The organism is Bacillus sp. FSL M8-0063 (genome assembly GCF_038005545.1).
Classification (GTDB): Bacteria; Bacillota; Bacilli; order Bacillales; family Bacillaceae_G; genus Bacillus_A; species Bacillus_A wiedmannii.
This window is the reverse complement of the sequence record NZ_JBBOTJ010000001.1, coordinates 2,921,360-2,938,070: the sequence shown is the minus strand read 5'-3', so window position 1 is coordinate 2,938,070 and position 16,711 is coordinate 2,921,360. Positions and strand designations below refer to the sequence as shown.

Sequence of the window (16,711 nt, the reverse complement as noted above, 5' to 3'; positions counted from 1 at the left end):
AAATAAGATGTTGGAAATGTTTAAAAAATTAATCGGTGATAAAAAAGAGTACAAAATGATGATGGCACGTGTTGGAGCACTACCGGAAGATTATCAGTTTGTGTTTAAGAAAATTCAAAACTACATGTGGAATTTCTCAGCGGGTAATGGAATGGATATGCTGCACATACAGTATGAATTAATCGATTTGTTTGAAGCTGGTGCAGCGGAAGGTAGACAAGTGCTTGACATTACTGGGGAGGACGTAGCATCCTTTGCTGATGAACTAGTGGCAAACGCTAAAACGTATGTCTCTAAGTATCGTGAAGATTTGAATGAAAGTATTATGAAGAAATTGAGAAAAAAATAAATGCAATTAGTAATACCGACTGATTAGCTGGTTACAAATGTAAATTGCCACCATCGCTATTCAGTTATATTTTTAAACTGCTACTAAGTAATACAGATTATCAGTGATACTAAATAGAGGTTATAGGTAACCTATTTTAATAAGGGGGAAAAAGTATGAGCAATGCAGCAATTTCTGTAAAAGGGTTAAAAAAATCTTTTAAAGATAAAGAAGTCTTAAAGGGAGTGGATTTTGAGGTGCAGCGTGGCGAAATTTTCGCGCTGCTAGGCTCAAATGGAGCGGGAAAGACGACAACGGTCAACATCCTTTCAACGCTAATGAAACAAGATGATGGTGAAGTAAGTATTTGCGGTTTTGACGTCCAACGTCAATCAGATCATGTTCGTCAAAGCATCAGTTTGACAGGACAGTTCGCAGCTTTAGACGGCATGCTTACTGGAAGGGAAAACTTGATAATGATTGCTAAGTTACGTGGTGTTTCCAATCCCGCGCAAGTTGCTGATAATCTACTTGTAAGATTTAGCCTGACTGATGCGGCCAACCAGAGGGCAGACCAGTATTCAGGCGGGATGAAGCGCCGACTTGATATCGCGATGAGTTTGATTGGGGCGCCAGCAGTTATTTTTCTAGACGAACCAACGACTGGACTTGATCCGGAAGCGCGGATCGAAGTGTGGGATACAGTCAAGGAACTTGCCGGCAGTGGCACAACGATCTTACTTACGACTCAGTACTTGGAGGAAGCAGAACAACTGGCGGATCGTATCGCTATTTTGCATGGCGGAAAAATCATAACGACAGGTACTCTTACAGAACTGAAAGAGATGTTCCCGCCAGCAAAAGTAGAGTATATCGAGAAGCAGCCGACGTTGGAAGAAATTTTTCTTGCGATTATCGGTAAAAAGGAGGAGATGTAAATGAAAAGCAAAACAGGGGTATTACTAGGGCGCTTAATGCGTAATATTATGCGTAGTCCGGATACAATTATTACAGTAGCAATTACACCGATTATGATGATGTTATTGTTTGTCTACGTGTTTGGCGGGGCTATAAAGACTGGAACGGATAACTACGTTAATTATTTATTGCCGGGAATTTTGTTAATGGCTATCGCATCCGGCGTGGCTTACACTTCTGTACGATTGTTTACGGATGTAAAGAGTGGGCTGATGGCACGTTTCATTACGATGCCTATTAAGCGCTCATCAATATTGTGGGCTCACGTTTTAACTTCTCTTGTTGCTAATGTACTTACTATCGTGGTGGTTATTCTTGTTGCGCTCTTAATGGGCTTTCGTTCTAGTGCAAATATGCTAGATTGGCTTGCGGTAGCGGGAATACTGGGTATGTTTACGTTAGCGCTAACATGGCTAGCTATCATTCCAGGGCTGAAAGCGAAGTCTATGGAAGGGGCGACAGCGTACTCGTACCCACTCGTTTTTCTTCCATTTATTAGTTCGGCCTTCGTACCTACCGAAACGATGCCTAAAATTGTCCGTGTGTTTGCTGAGAATCAGCCTGTAACTTCAATCGTGAATGCGGTTCGTGCCCTATTATATGAAGGGACTGTTGGCAACGATATTTGGACTGCACTCGCTTGGTGCGTGGGTATCATGATCATCTCTTACTTTTTCGCTAGTAAAGCATTTAAACGTCAGTTAGGGTAAGTGAATTAAGTCATCCAAAATTATATATATTTGAAAAAGCACGGGAAGATTTTCCGTGCTTTTATTATGTATTGTGCTCTCATGGTAAAAAAATATGGGCAACAGGTAACGAATTAAACTCAATATTTTGAGGTTTAACCGATCACTGCTTATGGAGAATATAAACCTAACCGCTCTTGTAAATCGTTTAATATTTCTTCAGGCATTTCCCTGGTTGTAATATCTTTCCCTAGGAAAAGTAGCCAATGTGTTATCTCTGTCACTTCATCGGAATTGTTAACATCGATAAATGTTTTTAAAATGGCTGTGGATTGGTAAGGGTTTGTATAAGAAATTGAAATTTTTAAAGGATGGTATTTTTTGTACTGGGCAATCGCTTTTGGACCAAGTTCAAGTACAAGGTTAATTGCTTCGTCCTTCTTATTGAGTTTTTCTAAAATCTGTTTCTTATTTAACCTCTTTTTCGTCGTGTACGGTTCGATATTGATGAGGTCATCGACAGGAAACATCATCTTCTTTTCCTCTTTTAAGTCGAACCCTTCAATGATCCAATGGCTTTTTTCTTGATAAAGGTGTAATAGATAAATGGGATAAGACTTGATTTCTTTTTCTTCTTTGGTTGTAATCAATAAATGACTATCCAAAAGAAGGATTTGGATGAGTTTTTCTAACATAGGGTGGGGGAGGTCAGAAAGCTCAAGTAGATCGGGATTATGAGGATTAGTCCCTTCAAAAAGTAAGAGTTGATTTAAAAGAACGAGGTCATCTTGCTGGGTTTCTGAAATGAGTCCTAGTAGTTTTTCGGCTAAAGATTGACGACTTTTTAAATAGGGAAGTTGTTGATTTCTTGTAGCCATAAAGGCAATAAAAAGAGCTTTGACTTCATTATCAGTAAAACGAACAACGGGCAGGATAGAATTATGCATGACATAATATCCACCAGTTCTCCCAACTTCAGCGACAAGTGGCATGCCCATAGCTTCAATGTCTCTAATGTCTCTAATAGCTGTCGATCGTGATATGTTAAATTCTCGCATAATTTCAGTAATCGTAAAGTGGGAGCGATTGTTGATATACCGCATAATTGTATTAATCCGTTCAACTTTTTTCATTGGAGTCTCCTAAACAGTATCATTTTTTGACATGATTTAAGGATATTATAAACGTATCAGATGAAAAGATAAATCGTTTGATTCATTTTAAAAAAAGGAAGGTTTTGAATATGAAAAATTATACGATTGAAGAAAAAGATAGCTTTATTGTGTTAGGTATTGGAACTGAAATTAAGAGTGACTATACAAACTTTGCTGGAATAAATAAAGAAAAAGAAGACTTTTGGTCAGCTGTTAAAGAAGATGGAAGGTTGGACACTTTAAAAGCTTTAGCTACAAACGAATATATTTTTTCTGTGAGCGAAGCGGTGAATAACAAGATGATGTATTATGCTGGTGTCATGACAGAAGCACAAATAGAAGAAGAATCTAGAGTGATCCAGTTTCCGAAGGGAGAATACTTAGTAGTGAGAGGGGAAGACAAAACGGCTGAAGAGCTAAGTAATAAGCTGACTGGCATCGCCTTCGGTCAAGCTTTACGAGAAGCAAAAGATTTTGCCTATGTTGGTGGACCGAATACAACGGTTGAGATGGGACAGAGAGACGGCTTAGTATTTGGTGAAATGTGGATTCCAGTTGTTAGGAAGTAAAGTGATAAAAGGTACGAGTATGGAAAGTAGAGGCTAACGATATTAAATTGTTGGCCTTTTTGACATAAATAAATTATTCATATGCTGCTACACATTATGTTCTGATAAAACGGAATAAAAGGAAATTAATGTAAGGTGGTGGCGGGGTGAATAAAAAAAGGATATTTGAGTTATTCATAGTAGTGTTTGTTTTTCTATTCCTATTCCTTCATGTAAGCACATTTACTAATGAAAAATTTAACGATAAATTGGATTCCTTTACTTTCGTTGTTCTATTTCTTATGGTTTATATTTACGCTATATTTATAGAACGGTATTTTGATAATATACAAAAGTGGGTTCGAAATATCACAATTTGTTTTGCTTTGTTAGTAGTTGCTGTAGTATCACTATGGATAGGTTACTTTTAAAGCCTTGTGATTAAGGAAATTTTGTTTTGTTATCTTTCCTTAACAACAAACAAGACGCCAACCAGATCATGGTAGCGCCTACGATAAGTACTATTGGTTTAATCATTAATAAGTATATCTGGACCCTTTTTCAACATATACGAGAAACCCGGAATAAATACGATACTAAATATAATAATGGAAGACCACATATTAAAATGAAATTTTTTACCTACAACTAAATAGTAGATGTTATGGACCAAGAAATTAGCACGCGGCTATAAAGAACGTGGTATGGCAGCGTATTCTGAATTACAACAGGCCGAATTTGCAGCAGAAGAGCATGGTTATTTTGCTATGCGTCATCAACGCGAAGTCGGAACAGGTTACTTTGACGAAGTGGCACAAGTGATTACGGGTGGAACTTCATCTACGACAGCGTTGAAAGGTTCTACGGAAGAATTGCAGTTTAAAGATGTGGAGAAAGTCTTAAAAAACATTGGCGTTTTGAACAAAAATTGAATGAGAAACACATTGGTAATATTCAATTTATTTTGAATGTTACCAATGTGTTTGTTGCATTTTAAATTATAATATAAGTAACTCTTTTTATTGATATATATCTGTCATTTCTTGTTACAGAATCCTTATTACAAGGATTCTGTTTTTTTGCATTATCTTAAGTACAAGGAGTAAACATAAGGGATAATCATCATATTTTTATCACGCTTTATTTGTAAATGTTTCAAATTAGAAAAGGTTAGCTCCTCACTTCACCCCAGCCAAAAACCTTACACCCAAAAACGAAGGGTAACTCAATTATCAAACTCATATTAAGTTTCAATCTTGCCTAAGCACCCATTAGGATATACAACTGATCATCTGTTTTTCTTTACATAATCTCCAGATACAGTCCATATCAACTATAGATTCTTGTCTTATGCTAAATGTAGTTCCAAACAAAACAAGGAGGTAATGAAAAATGATTAAAACATTATTAGCAGGAGCACTTTTAAGTACAGGATTGGTAGCTGGGGGTGCAGTAGGTGCAGATGATGCGAAAATGAACAATTTAAAATCAAATGAAGATAGTTCAAATCAAGTAATTACACGGAGTGCAGATGGAACAACGTCTTTCTCACAAAACTTTGATGTACCTAAAGATGCAGTGCCAGCAACTCCTAATGGAGATGCAAAAACTGTTGAAAGAACAGAAGGTACAGGTTCTCAAGAAGGAAAAATGGTAACAACAAAAGAAGGAAATTAAATACTATATAGTTATAACGAAGAGCATCCAAAAAGTGGTGCTCTTTTTATATTATAGGGGTCAACTGGTTTTACTCAATATAGAACTGTAGTGGAAATTTAAGCTAGAATATGGGTTACTGTCTCTTCAAATCAGGGTGTTTGAAGCACTAGTTTTGATGGTAACGTTACAACATAAACATTTTATTAGAGATTTTTTAAATTTACATACACTCTAGATAAACTACATATCAACTTCAGATACTTGTTTTATGATACAAGTAATCAAACAAAAGGAGGGCAATACAAAATGATTACAGCAGTATTAACAGGGCACTCTTTTAAGTACAGGAGATTATTAACAGGTGGAGAAAATGTTGAAGATGTACAGACAGAAAAACATATTCCGTATGAACAAAATGAATTGTAACAAACTCTAGAAAAGTACGATTCGAAGAAATTTGAGTTATAAAAAGAAAATAGATAAATTGACAAGAGAAAAGCACGTGTATATCACAGGTGCTTTTTATTTTCATTTTAATATAGGGCTTGAATTAAATTTTTACACTAAAATATATATGGTAAAAAGGGGGGAGTTCATTGCACAAAGTTATTTATGGAATATTAATTTTAATTTATACTTTGTATTCATTTTTTGTAAGTGATGGAAGTGAAGTTGGGTTTATTATGGTGTTAACTATAGTACTTATCTTTTCTGTGGTTTTAGAAAAAGGAAATGCAAACAAAACGACTGATTAAAGGTCTTTTTGTTTGCGTTTTTTTAGTTGGCTATTAAAGTCCAGATGTTTTAGGGATGGCACCAAATCGCCATCAAGCTTAAAGAACGATTTATCCCCAAACAATAAATACGAGCAACATGCATAAAATTTTCGTTCTGGAGGTGGTATGAGATTTTGAGTTGATGGGCATGTGGTGCTCCCTCATACCCATCAACTTAAGAATTCAGAATTACCCCGAAATGAAAAAATGAGCATTTTTGTTACAAGTTAGCACAAAATTTCGTTCTGGGGGTACTATAAAATTGTAGCTTGATGGAGATTTGATGTTCCCCCTATAAAGGTATGGTTTTCGTACTTTTAAATACAATTATGTCACTTAAGTAATGTGAGCGTCGCTGCTATTACATTGTCCACAAATGAACGTTGGGGGCGAGATTTCATCATAACCGTTAGACCGATTAACGCTACAATCAGTGCCTGTGCCAAAGACTTTGCATCTGTGTTGAATTCCAGCTCACCTGATTGGATTCCTCGTTCGATCGTCTCCTGAAAAATGACGGCGAGGTACATTTGATGTTCTCTGGTCAAAATTTCAAATCTCTCATCATGAGGTGCTAGTTCAACCATTGTATTGATACAAAAACAACCTTTACTAAGATCCCCTGCGTATTCTTCATTGACGACATCGGCAAAGAAAATAGAAAATGCCTCTTTTACAGAGGAGTGGCTTTGAAGCCTATTTCGTATATCAGAGGCCCGAGACATTGTATACCTGCGAAGTGCGGCTTCAAATAATTCTTTCTTATCTCCAAAAGTCGAATAAATACTAGGACGTTGAATGCCCATTCTGGAAGTAAGATCACTTAATGAGGTAGCCTCATATCCTTTCTCCCAAAATAACTGCATTGCTGCATCTAAAACTTGATCCTCATCAAATTCACGGGTTCTTGCCATTAAGAATTCTCCTCTTCAAACTTTGATTTTATTAATTGTTTTAGGATAGGTGTGTAGGTAATTACAATTATTTTTTTAATTACCAGACAGTATGTAATTATTATATAATTAGCCATTCTTCATGTCAAATTAAGCTCCATTAAGTTAATGTAACATTAACTTTAGTGTAAAAATCGTTGACAGAATGAATAAGGCTAAGTTATATTTACCAGTAATCATATTGTACCGAACGGTATGTTATGATTAAAAATCTAATGTGATTGGAGGTCAAGGTATGTTCAAAACAGAGACAAATATAGAAGATGATCCACTCTACACTAAGATAAGTCATAAATCTTCCATAACAAAACCTAATTTGAATCAACAGCCATCCATGTCTCACGCTTTGGCATTATTGTTTGCGGCTGCCTGTGGAATGTCTGTTGCCAATATTTACTTTGCACAGCCGTTGCTTGATCAACTATCTAATGAGTTTGGTATTAACCATTCCATTATTGGTGTTGTTATTACCGTTACACAAATTTTTTATGGAGTGGGCTTACTGCTACTCGTACCACTTGGAGATTTGCTAAACCAGCGACATCTAATTGTCGGTCAGATGCTATTATCTACAACAGCTCTGGTTATAGTTGGTACTACTTCCTCCAGCATGGTACTTTTCGCAGGTATGGCTTTGGTGGGTCTGCTTGCAGTTGTGACACAGACTCTCGTGGCGTTTGCAGCGACCATCGCTTCCCCTAGAGAAAGAGGACGTGTCGTTGGCATTGTAACAAGTGGAATTGTTATTGGTATACTTCTTGCACGTACTTTTGCTGGTATATTAACAGATGTTGTGGGATGGCGTTCTGTATATCTATTTTCTGCTGCGCTCATGCTTTTGATGGTTTTTATGTTTATAAAGATGTTGCCCAATGTTGAGCGCGAGGTAAAATCGCTATCCTACCCTCAGTTGATTAGATCGGTGCTTACTTTATTTATTCAAGAACGAACGTTACGCGTTCGCTCCGTTCTAGCCATGCTGATTTTTGCTGATTTCAGCATTTTGTGGACTTCACTAGTACTGCCACTTAGTACACCGCCAATTGCTCTATCTCATAGTGCAATTGGTGCATTCGGTCTTGTAGGTGTGGCTGGAGCCTTAGCTGCGGCACGGGCAGGGAAATTGGCCGATCAAGGTTACGGACAACGAACGACAGGCATTGCTTTAGCTCTATTATTGATTTCATGGTTGTTCATCAGCTATATGGAGCAGTCATTAATCGCATTAGTGATAGGGATAATTCTACTTGATTTGGCCGTACAAGCAATACATGTCACGAATCAAACCATGATTCTTCCATTGCATACAGAAGCACGGAGTCGACTTACTGCTGGATATATGGTTTTTTATTCTATCGGCAGTGCTGGTGGTTCAATTGCATCGACTCAAATATACGCACACTTTGGCTGGGGAGGGGTTTCCTTACTCGGAGCCTCTGTCAGTGCTTTCGCTCTTCTTTTTTGGGCTATGACCAGACGAGTTAAGATTTTATGAAATAAACGTGTGTTAGCCAATATGAGAAACATGTTACTTCCATAAAGGAAATGATTAATTTTTTTGACTTAAAATCTAATTAGACTAGGAGAGATAACAAATGGAAATAGGTATTACGTCTTTTGTAGAAACGAAACCAGATGTTCATAGTGGTGAAGTGATAAGTCACGCACAGCGATTGCGTGAAGTTGTTGAAGAAATCGTTCTTGCTGATCAAGTAGGACTTGATGTGTTTGGTGTTGGTGAGCACCATAGGGAGGATTATGCAGCATCCTCTCCAGCGATGGTTCTATCAGCGGCGGCACCACAAACGAAAAAGATACGGCTTGCGAGTGCAGTAACCGTGCTTTCTTCAGCTGATCCTGTGCGTGTTTTTCAGGATTTCTCTACACTGGATGGCATTTCAAATGGACGTGCAGAGATTATGGCGGGTCGTGGTTCCTTTATCGAATCTTTTCCACTGTTTGGTTATGAATTGAAGGACTATGATGAACTGTTTGAAGAACATTTGGACCTACTGCTCAAAATACGTCAGTCCGAAAAAGTGACTTGGGAAGGCAGACATCGACCGGCAATCAATAATTTAGGTGTGTATCCAAGACCTGTTCAAAATCCTTTACCGATATGGGTTGGTAGCGGTGGGAATCAGGAATCTGCTATCCGTGCCGGTTTTCTGGGATTACCACTTATGCTGGCGATTATTGGTGGTAGCCCAATGCACTTTGCACGAATTGTACAACTATATAAGAAAGCGGCGGCTCACGCTGGTCATGATGTATCAAAACTTCAGGTGGGGTCTCATTCGATTGGATTTGTTGGAGAGAATACGGAATTGGCAGCAGATACATTTTTCCCTTCCACTCAGGCAGGCATGAATAAACTTGGTAAAGAGCGGGGGTGGCCTTATTATGATCGTTCCAGCTTTGATACTGCACGAAGTTTTGAAGGGGCGTTGTATGTTGGTGATCCAGATACGGTCGCCGAAAAAATCATCCATCTTCGTAAGCATGTAGGGATTACACGCTTTATGATGTATGTACCATTAAGTACCATGCCACATGATCAAGTCATGCGTGCCATAGAATTGCTTGGAACAGAAGTTGCCCCTCGTGTGAGAGAGGAAATTGCCAAATGGGAAGCTGAAGGAGAACAGGAGACACATCTATTCCGCTAATTATTCGATAAGGATTGCATCAAGTCTCATTATTTAACTGGAGGAATTTATATGAAAATTGACAGTCGAGTATTACCAGAATTAAAACAGGCTTTCTCACAATTTCCAGGCTTTCAATTAGAGGGGGATTTAGAGGTGAGTCGAAGTCTCTTGTCGAATCCACATTTGGAAAAATTAGAGCTTGTACACATGACCAAGCGAATGATTCCTGGCGCAGCCGGTGAGATGTTAGTTAAAATTTATGAACCCGTTGAGAAAAATCTTGATAAACTTCCAGCTATGCTGTGGATTCACGGTGGTGGATACGTAATGGGCCACCCTGATATGGACGATGTTTTGTGTGAACGCTTTGTTCAGACTGCTGAATGCGTTGTTGTGTCTGTCAATTATCGACTTGCGCCCGAAAACCCTTATCCAGCGGCTATTGAAGATTGTTATGCAGGCTTGGTTTGGATGACAAATGAGGCAGACTCGCTTGGAATTGATGTAAATCGAGTTGCGATCGCCGGCGCAAGTGGAGGCGGTGGGCTAACAGCAGCGCTTGCATTAATGGCTCGTGATAAAGGAGGTCCATCTATTATTTTTCAGATGCCGCTGTATCCGATGCTTGATAGCCACAACATAACACCATCAAGCTATGAGATTATAGAAGAAAATGCAACATGGAATAGATCAAACAATTTAACGGCTTGGAATATGTACTTAGGAAAGAAGAACGATACTAACGAACAATCTCCCTATGCCGTACCTTCGAGAGCAGACAACTTAGCGGGACTACCGCCAACTTATACATGTGTAGGTCAACTCGATTTATTCCGAGATGAAATTATTGAATATGTAACACGACTTGCACAAGCAGGAGTAGATGTTGAATTTCATCTCTACCCCGGCTGCTTCCATTGCTTTGAAGTACTTGTGCCTGAAGCCGAAGTGAGTCAGCGTGCCAGTCAGAATTATTTTGATGCGATGGCACGGGCGCTTCATTCATAACTTATCTTAGTTCAGTCATCGGGGTGTTCAACTGAAGGCATGAGTGATAGCTCTAAATTTATTCGATGAGTAGAGATTACAGAAAGAAGTACAAATAGTGCCACCATATACTTTAAATTTTGCCCCTTACTCATTGATTAAAAACAGGAAATACTGCAAAGGTGGAATAGTTAACCAAGGTGTCAAAATAGTGTGCTAGCAATTCAACTTTTTTACTGCAGTTACGATGATAAGCACAATCAACACTTTGGAGCGTTTTTTTTCGTAAGTCGAGTTACTTTTTTAATCGCATTCATACTAAACAGCAGCAGGAAAGGGCGCCAATTGAACATTGGCACCGTTTATAAGAAGCGATAGACTGCATCCTTAGCTGGATCTTCATTTCAAGCTCGGAAAAAATAGAATTAAGTTCTTTTGGTAGTTGATGATATTGGTTATTTTGAGCTATTGTAGTTAAGGCACCTCTTCTGTGGTAGTGATTTCTAGGTAATCTCACTATAACAAGAATCGAGGTGCTTTTCATTTTAATCAAGTTGTACAGTACACAATTGATAGACTCTAAATTCAATATTGCTAAATCTCCCAGCTTATTTTATAGGTGCGAAAGTTGAGTTATTTAATTCCCATCTTAATGAAGAATTATTGAAATATATTTCTCCATTAGAATGGGAACACATTAATATTCTAGGAAAATACCGATTTAGTATAAAAGAAATTGCATCATTAGACTCCCTACAATCACTACAAACAACTTAACAGTAAAAAGCCAATTATTCTCTTAGAGTACCGGAAATCGGCTTTTTCTTATGAAATTTTGCTTAGCGTACGAAATTCGCGTTTTGATGGTGCTACCCCATTATGCTGAAACGGAAAAGAACATCTGTGGAACTAGTGGTGACAATAGAGTTGTTCCACAAATGAGACAGAAGAATAGTGTGCCCTATCTAAAGGAATTGTGATATTACGATTGTATAAACTGTATCTATTGAAAATAGAACAAATAAAAGCTAAATAACAATAATATAATCTCTTTTCTAGATATGCATTTATCAAGAATCAAAGAACTTAATACCACTTAGTACAAAAGCATCAGAACTAGGGCTATAACCAACTAACTTTCTTGTTCCTTCAATATTAATTCGTTTAAACCTGTTGTTAGATACACCATGTAAAATTGAAAATGGAGGTAAGTTCTTTACCGTCATCGACTTTAAGAGAAGGTCCATAAAATCTTCTGGGTTTAAGTATGTACTCATATCTCTAGCTGTTAGTGGTTTACCGTATGGATTATTATACGAATAGCAAGACTTTGTAACCCTTCTTCATAAGCAAAGTAAGAAGCAACAGCCTATGCGAAACACTTACTTACCCCGTACATATTTTTGGGTCTCGTGGGTGAATAAGCATGTGGTTGATAATCCAAAGGATAGCCTTCAATTGTTTGAGCACTGGGAGCAACTATCACTTTGGATACATTATTATCACTAGCAGCTCTAAAAATATTATAGGTTCCCTTTATATGATTTTCTAATAAGGAGCCATAAAAATCAGCATTTGGCGAAGGATTACCTGCCAAGTGTATAACTATATCTATCCCTTTCGTAAATTCTTGACAAGCAGCTAAATCAGAAATATCTAAATATATGATTTCATGATTTATATCTTTAAAAGTTTCTAAAGCAGATAAGTTAATATCTGCTAGCCGTAACTAGTAATTCCCTTGCTTATCTAGGAATCTTGTAACATCTTGGCCAATCTTACCTGCAGCACTTGTAACTAAAATTTTTTGCATTTCACTTTATCCTTCCATAAAAAATATATCCCTTGTCAAGGGTCATATAATAGAGCATGCACTTATTGTATGTTGGTAATGGCATTAAATAAAACGAAGAAATATAATGGAGGCATGAATAAAATTCATGAGGAGGACCATAGTTCACTTAAATTAACAAATAATGATTTGGAACGAATGTGCAATCAAAGTTGACACGGCATTTACGCATTTGATGAAAAATAATTAGTGGGTATGGGACGTGTTATTTCAGATGGTGTAATTACTGGAGTAGTTTGGGGAATATGTGTTCTACCAATCTATCTGTCCGAAGGAATCGCCGCCATGTACAAATAGCGCTGGGAAATTGAATCATTTTTCCGCTGGATTTAGCTGAATTTGAACGTTTCCGTATTGTTTGGCACAACATCCAATGCGTTGTTCAATCAGTTATTCACAGCTATAATTGCCTATGCTTTGCTGAAATTTCTTCGTGCACAAGGCCAAAAGACAAAATAAACGCTTGTCATTTGCAGGTTTCACACGCCTGTTTTTTTGTGAAGCCTTGTCAATTGAGTGGAAAATTAGTTTGAAAGAAACACTTGAATTCTACAGGTCGATAAATCAAGAAACTGTATTACTTTGGTTAATCAACATACGTGTTAATTTATAGTATAATGATTGCTTGAAATAATGCGGTGGAAAACAGGGAAAAGAGGGAAACGATGCCTACTATACTAGTTGCTGACGACGATGCGAACATTCGCGAACTCGTCTGTTTATTTCTACGCAACGACGGATTCGCAACAGCTGAAGCAGCGGATGGCAAGGAAGCACTGGCTGTCTACATCTCAACGAATGTCGATCTTGTCGTACTTGACATTATGATGCCGATTATGGATGGTTGGACGTTAAGCAAGGAGCTCCGAAGAGCCAATCCTGATCTACCTTTACTTATGCTGACTGCGAGAGGAGAAACATGGGAGAAAGTGAAAGGTTTCGAACTTGGGACGGACGATTATTTAACCAAACCATTCGATCCGTTAGAGTTGACGGTTCGTGTTAGGGCACTACTCAAACGATACAAGATTGGCTCCACGCAGACGATCCATTTAGGGAACGTCATCCTTGATCGACAGACCTATAAGGTGATGAAAGGGACGGAGTCGCTTACGTTGCCGCTAAAGGAGTTCGAATTGCTGTATAAGCTCGCTGGAACACCCGGACAAGTCTATACGCGCGTGCAGTTGATCGATCAGATTTGGGGTATCAATTACGCCGGAGATGATCGAACGGTAGACGTACATATTAAACGGCTGCGTGAACGGTTCGCGACAACACCCGATTTTCGGATCGAAACGGTGCGCGGGCTTGGGTATCGGCTTGAGGTTTATGAATGATCAGATCCTTATATATACGTGTTGTCCTGACATTTTTAGTCTCCATCATCGGGGGCACGATCATTTCTTTTTTGGTGTCAACTTGGATATTCGAGGATAAATTGAACGAAAACGCTCAAATCAACTTACGTAACTTTGGCCAAGACATCGTCCGGATTTACAAGACCTTTCCGTTACGTGAAGCGGACTTGTTCGTAAGTGAAATGAAGCAGCTCGATTCTTATTATATTCGAATTTACGAAGCAACGGGTCAGTTCAAGTCTTACGGTAAACTTCACGGACACAAACCTGCGCCTGTGACGATGGAGCAACTAAAGAAAGTATTAGATGGAGGTGTTGTTCAGGACACTCCTAATGGTATTGCCACGGTCCTCTTAGGGCTACCGTTGAAAACGGAAATGGGAACGAAAGCGATATTTTTGGAAGCGCTCGCCCCTCCTTCAGCCTCTTTTGTCACAAAGTGGGCAGTGGTCTTTGCAACATGTTCGTTGATTGCAGGAAGCTTATTGATTCTAGTTGCCTCTGTATTCCTGGTAAGACCGATAAAAAAGCTGACAAAAGCGACCAGGCGGATAGCATCTGGAGATTTCAACGTCAAGTTGAATATTAAGCAAACGAGTGAGCTGGGTACTTTGGCTCGCAGCTTCGAAGAAATGATGCACGATCTGCAGCAACTTGAGCAGATGCGCAGGGAATTCGTAACGAACGTGTCGCACGAGGTTCAGTCTCCGCTCACTTCGATATCCGGTTATGCTCTAGTGCTTAAGCAAGTTGACCTCTCAGAATACGAACGAAGCCGTTATCTTGATATTATCATCGCTGAAGCGAAAAGGATGTCCAAAATGAGCGATAACCTGCTAAAGCTGAGTTTTCTTGAATCGCAGTCAAAGCAACTGCGGCTCGTCACGCTCAGCCTCGATGAACAAATCCGACGGATAATTGTGGCGCTCCAGCCACAATGGTCTGCTCGCGATATACATTTCGAGCTTGATTTACAGACAGTTAAAGTAACGGCTGATCATGACCTGTTAAATCAGGTTTGGACGAATATCCTCAGAAATAGCATCAAATTTTCCGAGGATGCCGGCGTGATTAACGTAAGCATCAAACAAGATACCAAAAACGTGACAATCCTAATATCCGACACTGGTATTGGTATTCACCTTGACGACCAGAAGCGTATATTCGAGCGTTTTTTTAAGGCTGATCGTTCCCACAGTCGCAAGTATGACGGAAGTGGTATGGGACTCGCTATCGTTAAACAGATCGTGTCGCTTCATCAAGGTGACATCCGAGTGAAAAGTGAACTTGGTCAAGGAACGACCTTCATTGTCACTTTGCCAATCACTACACCAACAGATTAGTTAGATTCATTCTCTATGCTACGACTCATATGCAAGCTTACTTGCATATGAGTCGTAGCATTTTTTTTTGCAGTTCATATTCAGTTCATATTGTCGTCATGGTGAGTACATCTTCATTGATTAAGTTTTCATTACAGGCACATAAAGGAAGGCAAACAGATCAGGACAGGAGAAGATGACAGTGACACAACAAGAGGAAAAGAAAACGCTGAGTGGAATGAAAATAAAGAAAGTGCGAAGCATCTTACTTAAAACCATAGGAGCAATCGTTCTAGCCATTGTACTTTTTTTAGGTATTGTTTATATCGTAAATGTGATGAGTAGTCATTCGGAGCAAAAACGAATAGTGCCCTACGGGCAGCACGTATCTGTAGACGGGAAAAACATGAATGTGTTAATTCAAGGCGAGGGCGAGGAAACAATCGTGCTCCTGCCTGGTTATGGAACAGCTACTCCAGGGCTTGATTTTAAGCTTCTTATCGATGAATTATCTCCATTTTACAAAGTTGTTGCGGTAGAGCCTTTCGGTTATGGATTAAGTGATGAAACTGTAAAAGAGCGAACCACGGAGAATATGGTAAGTGAAGTTCATGAAGCTCTACAGCAGCTTAATATTAACAGATACATGCTCATGGGCCACTCCATTACAGGTATTTATGGAATTGATTATGTGAACAAATATCCAAACGAGGTGACTGCATTTGTCGGAATCGATAGCAGTGTTGCAACACAACCGGGTATGGATATCAATTTCCCATTAAAAACGTTTGCATATCTCAAAAAATCAGGTCTCTTAAGATTGGCTATGAAAATTAGTGCTGACCCCTATGCTGGACTGGCATTTGATGAAAAAACCGTAGAGCAAATGAAAATGATTTCGAATAAAAACATGTATAATGACACAACCTTGAATGAGATGGACCATATTTCGTCTAATTTTAAAGGGGCTCAAGGTTTAATCTTCCCTAAAAATCTTCCACTTCTTCTCTTTGTACAAGCGAATAATGAAGATGTAGCAGGATGGATACCTCTGCATGAAGGGCAGATCAAAGACTCGGTACATGGAAAAGTAGTAACCATGGATGGATCACATTATTTACACCATACCAAATTCAAAGAAATCGCTGAAAACGTTAGACTATTTATAAAAGAAGTAAAGTAAGTGTTCAGAGAAAGGTTCATTCGTTATTTTATGCATTTGTCTACAGTCTGCAAGACCATCATTTCGATGGTCTTTTTTATGTCCAAACAGTTGTATATTTCCAAACCAAGATTATACTTTCGCCTGAAAGATATTGGGTTGCATTTTCATATTAACTAACGAGGCAGGTGTGCGGCCGAGCCTAGGTCGTATCATATAACGGGTGGGATTCCCGTCGAGTAAGAACTAGCCATTCGCTCGTAGCGAGTCTTGGAGGGCTAAAGGTAACTT

At 38.7% G+C, this 16,711-nt stretch carries 14 protein-coding genes and 4 pseudogenes; 15 read left to right on the top strand and 3 right to left on the bottom strand.

Translation table 11 applies throughout. The features are described 5' to 3' along the window. The first annotated feature begins 7 nt into the window (after positions 1 to 7). The 3 genes from MKX31_RS14805 to MKX31_RS14795 all read left to right on the top strand — a co-directional run bounded on the left by MKX31_RS14805 (position 8) and on the right by MKX31_RS14795 (position 2,016). Positions 8 to 349: a DUF1048 domain-containing protein gene (locus MKX31_RS14805; RefSeq protein ID WP_000891990.1), complete on the top strand. Its 342-nt coding sequence runs from the start codon at positions 8 to 10 to the stop codon at positions 347 to 349. A gap of 155 nt (positions 350 to 504) precedes the next feature. After that, positions 505 to 1,266, top strand: coding sequence for an ABC transporter ATP-binding protein (locus tag MKX31_RS14800; RefSeq protein ID WP_064475930.1), 762 nt, complete (start codon positions 505 to 507; stop codon positions 1,264 to 1,266). Next, on the top strand, positions 1,267 to 2,016 hold the full coding sequence (locus MKX31_RS14795) for an ABC transporter permease (RefSeq protein ID WP_064475929.1): 750 nt from the start codon (positions 1,267 to 1,269) through the stop codon (positions 2,014 to 2,016). It begins immediately after the preceding gene. Between the two features lie 149 nt (positions 2,017 to 2,165). Here the strand turns inward: MKX31_RS14795 and MKX31_RS14790 are convergent, their stop codons facing one another. Next, entirely contained in the window at positions 2,166 to 3,128 is a 963-nt protein-coding gene (locus MKX31_RS14790; protein WP_340981045.1) for a helix-turn-helix transcriptional regulator, read from the bottom strand. A gap of 110 nt (positions 3,129 to 3,238) precedes the next feature. On the opposite strand from MKX31_RS14790, the gene MKX31_RS14785 reads away from it, so the two are divergent. The 5 genes and pseudogenes from MKX31_RS14785 (at position 3,239) to MKX31_RS14765 (ending at position 6,111) form a co-directional block, all read left to right on the top strand. After that, a complete protein-coding gene (locus tag MKX31_RS14785; RefSeq protein WP_064475927.1) occupies positions 3,239 to 3,718 on the top strand; it encodes a GyrI-like domain-containing protein in 480 nt (159 codons plus the stop codon). A gap of 146 nt (positions 3,719 to 3,864) precedes the next feature. Beyond that, a complete protein-coding gene (locus MKX31_RS14780) occupies positions 3,865 to 4,128 on the top strand; it encodes a DUF3963 domain-containing protein (protein WP_064475926.1) in 264 nt (87 codons plus the stop codon). Positions 4,129 to 4,371: 243 nt separating this feature from the next. Then, positions 4,372 to 4,629 (top strand): annotated as a pseudogene (locus MKX31_RS14775) (hypothetical protein); the annotation flags it as partial. Positions 4,630 to 5,089: 460 nt separating this feature from the next. Continuing rightward, positions 5,090 to 5,368 (top strand): annotated as a pseudogene (locus tag MKX31_RS14770) (hypothetical protein); the annotation flags it as partial. A 584-nt stretch (positions 5,369 to 5,952) separates the two neighbouring features. After that, positions 5,953 to 6,111, top strand: a complete 159-nt coding sequence (locus MKX31_RS14765) for a hypothetical protein (protein ID WP_002137521.1) — start codon at positions 5,953 to 5,955, stop codon at positions 6,109 to 6,111. A 353-nt stretch (positions 6,112 to 6,464) separates the two neighbouring features. Here the strand turns inward: MKX31_RS14765 and MKX31_RS14760 are convergent, their stop codons facing one another. Beyond that, positions 6,465 to 7,046: a TetR/AcrR family transcriptional regulator gene (locus MKX31_RS14760; protein WP_002066413.1), complete on the bottom strand. Its 582-nt coding sequence runs from the start codon at positions 7,044 to 7,046 to the stop codon at positions 6,465 to 6,467. Between the two features lie 274 nt (positions 7,047 to 7,320). Between MKX31_RS14760 and MKX31_RS14755 the strand changes: the two genes are divergently transcribed. From MKX31_RS14755 to MKX31_RS14745, 3 genes are all read left to right on the top strand, one after another. Then, positions 7,321 to 8,580 carry an MFS transporter gene (locus MKX31_RS14755; RefSeq protein ID WP_088047451.1) on the top strand — a complete coding sequence of 420 codons (1,260 nt, stop codon included), beginning with the start codon at positions 7,321 to 7,323 and terminating at the stop codon, positions 8,578 to 8,580. Positions 8,581 to 8,680: 100 nt separating this feature from the next. Further along, a complete protein-coding gene (locus MKX31_RS14750) occupies positions 8,681 to 9,754 on the top strand; it encodes an LLM class flavin-dependent oxidoreductase (protein WP_064475923.1) in 1,074 nt (357 codons plus the stop codon). Positions 9,755 to 9,805: 51 nt separating this feature from the next. Further along, positions 9,806 to 10,744, top strand: a complete 939-nt coding sequence (locus MKX31_RS14745; RefSeq protein WP_340981044.1) for an alpha/beta hydrolase — start codon at positions 9,806 to 9,808, stop codon at positions 10,742 to 10,744. 1,049 nt (positions 10,745 to 11,793) lie between these two features. Here MKX31_RS14745 and MKX31_RS14740 read toward each other — a convergent pair. Continuing rightward, positions 11,794 to 12,536 (bottom strand): annotated as a pseudogene (locus MKX31_RS14740) (NAD-dependent epimerase/dehydratase family protein). 114 nt (positions 12,537 to 12,650) lie between these two features. Here MKX31_RS14740 and MKX31_RS14735 point away from each other — a divergent pair. From MKX31_RS14735 to MKX31_RS14720, 4 genes and pseudogenes are all read left to right on the top strand, one after another. Continuing rightward, positions 12,651 to 12,854, top strand: a pseudogene (locus MKX31_RS14735) (hypothetical protein); the annotation flags it as partial. Positions 12,855 to 13,240: 386 nt separating this feature from the next. After that, complete coding sequence (locus MKX31_RS14730; protein ID WP_064475921.1) at positions 13,241 to 13,915, top strand: response regulator transcription factor; 675 nt, start codon at positions 13,241 to 13,243, stop codon at positions 13,913 to 13,915. Continuing rightward, positions 13,912 to 15,279: a sensor histidine kinase gene (locus MKX31_RS14725; protein ID WP_064475920.1), complete on the top strand. Its 1,368-nt coding sequence runs from the start codon at positions 13,912 to 13,914 to the stop codon at positions 15,277 to 15,279. The genes MKX31_RS14730 and MKX31_RS14725 overlap by 4 nt, the downstream gene beginning before the upstream one ends. Before the next feature lie 181 nt (positions 15,280 to 15,460). Then, positions 15,461 to 16,441: an alpha/beta hydrolase gene (locus tag MKX31_RS14720; protein WP_064475919.1), complete on the top strand. Its 981-nt coding sequence runs from the start codon at positions 15,461 to 15,463 to the stop codon at positions 16,439 to 16,441. Positions 16,442 to 16,711 lie beyond the last annotated feature (270 nt).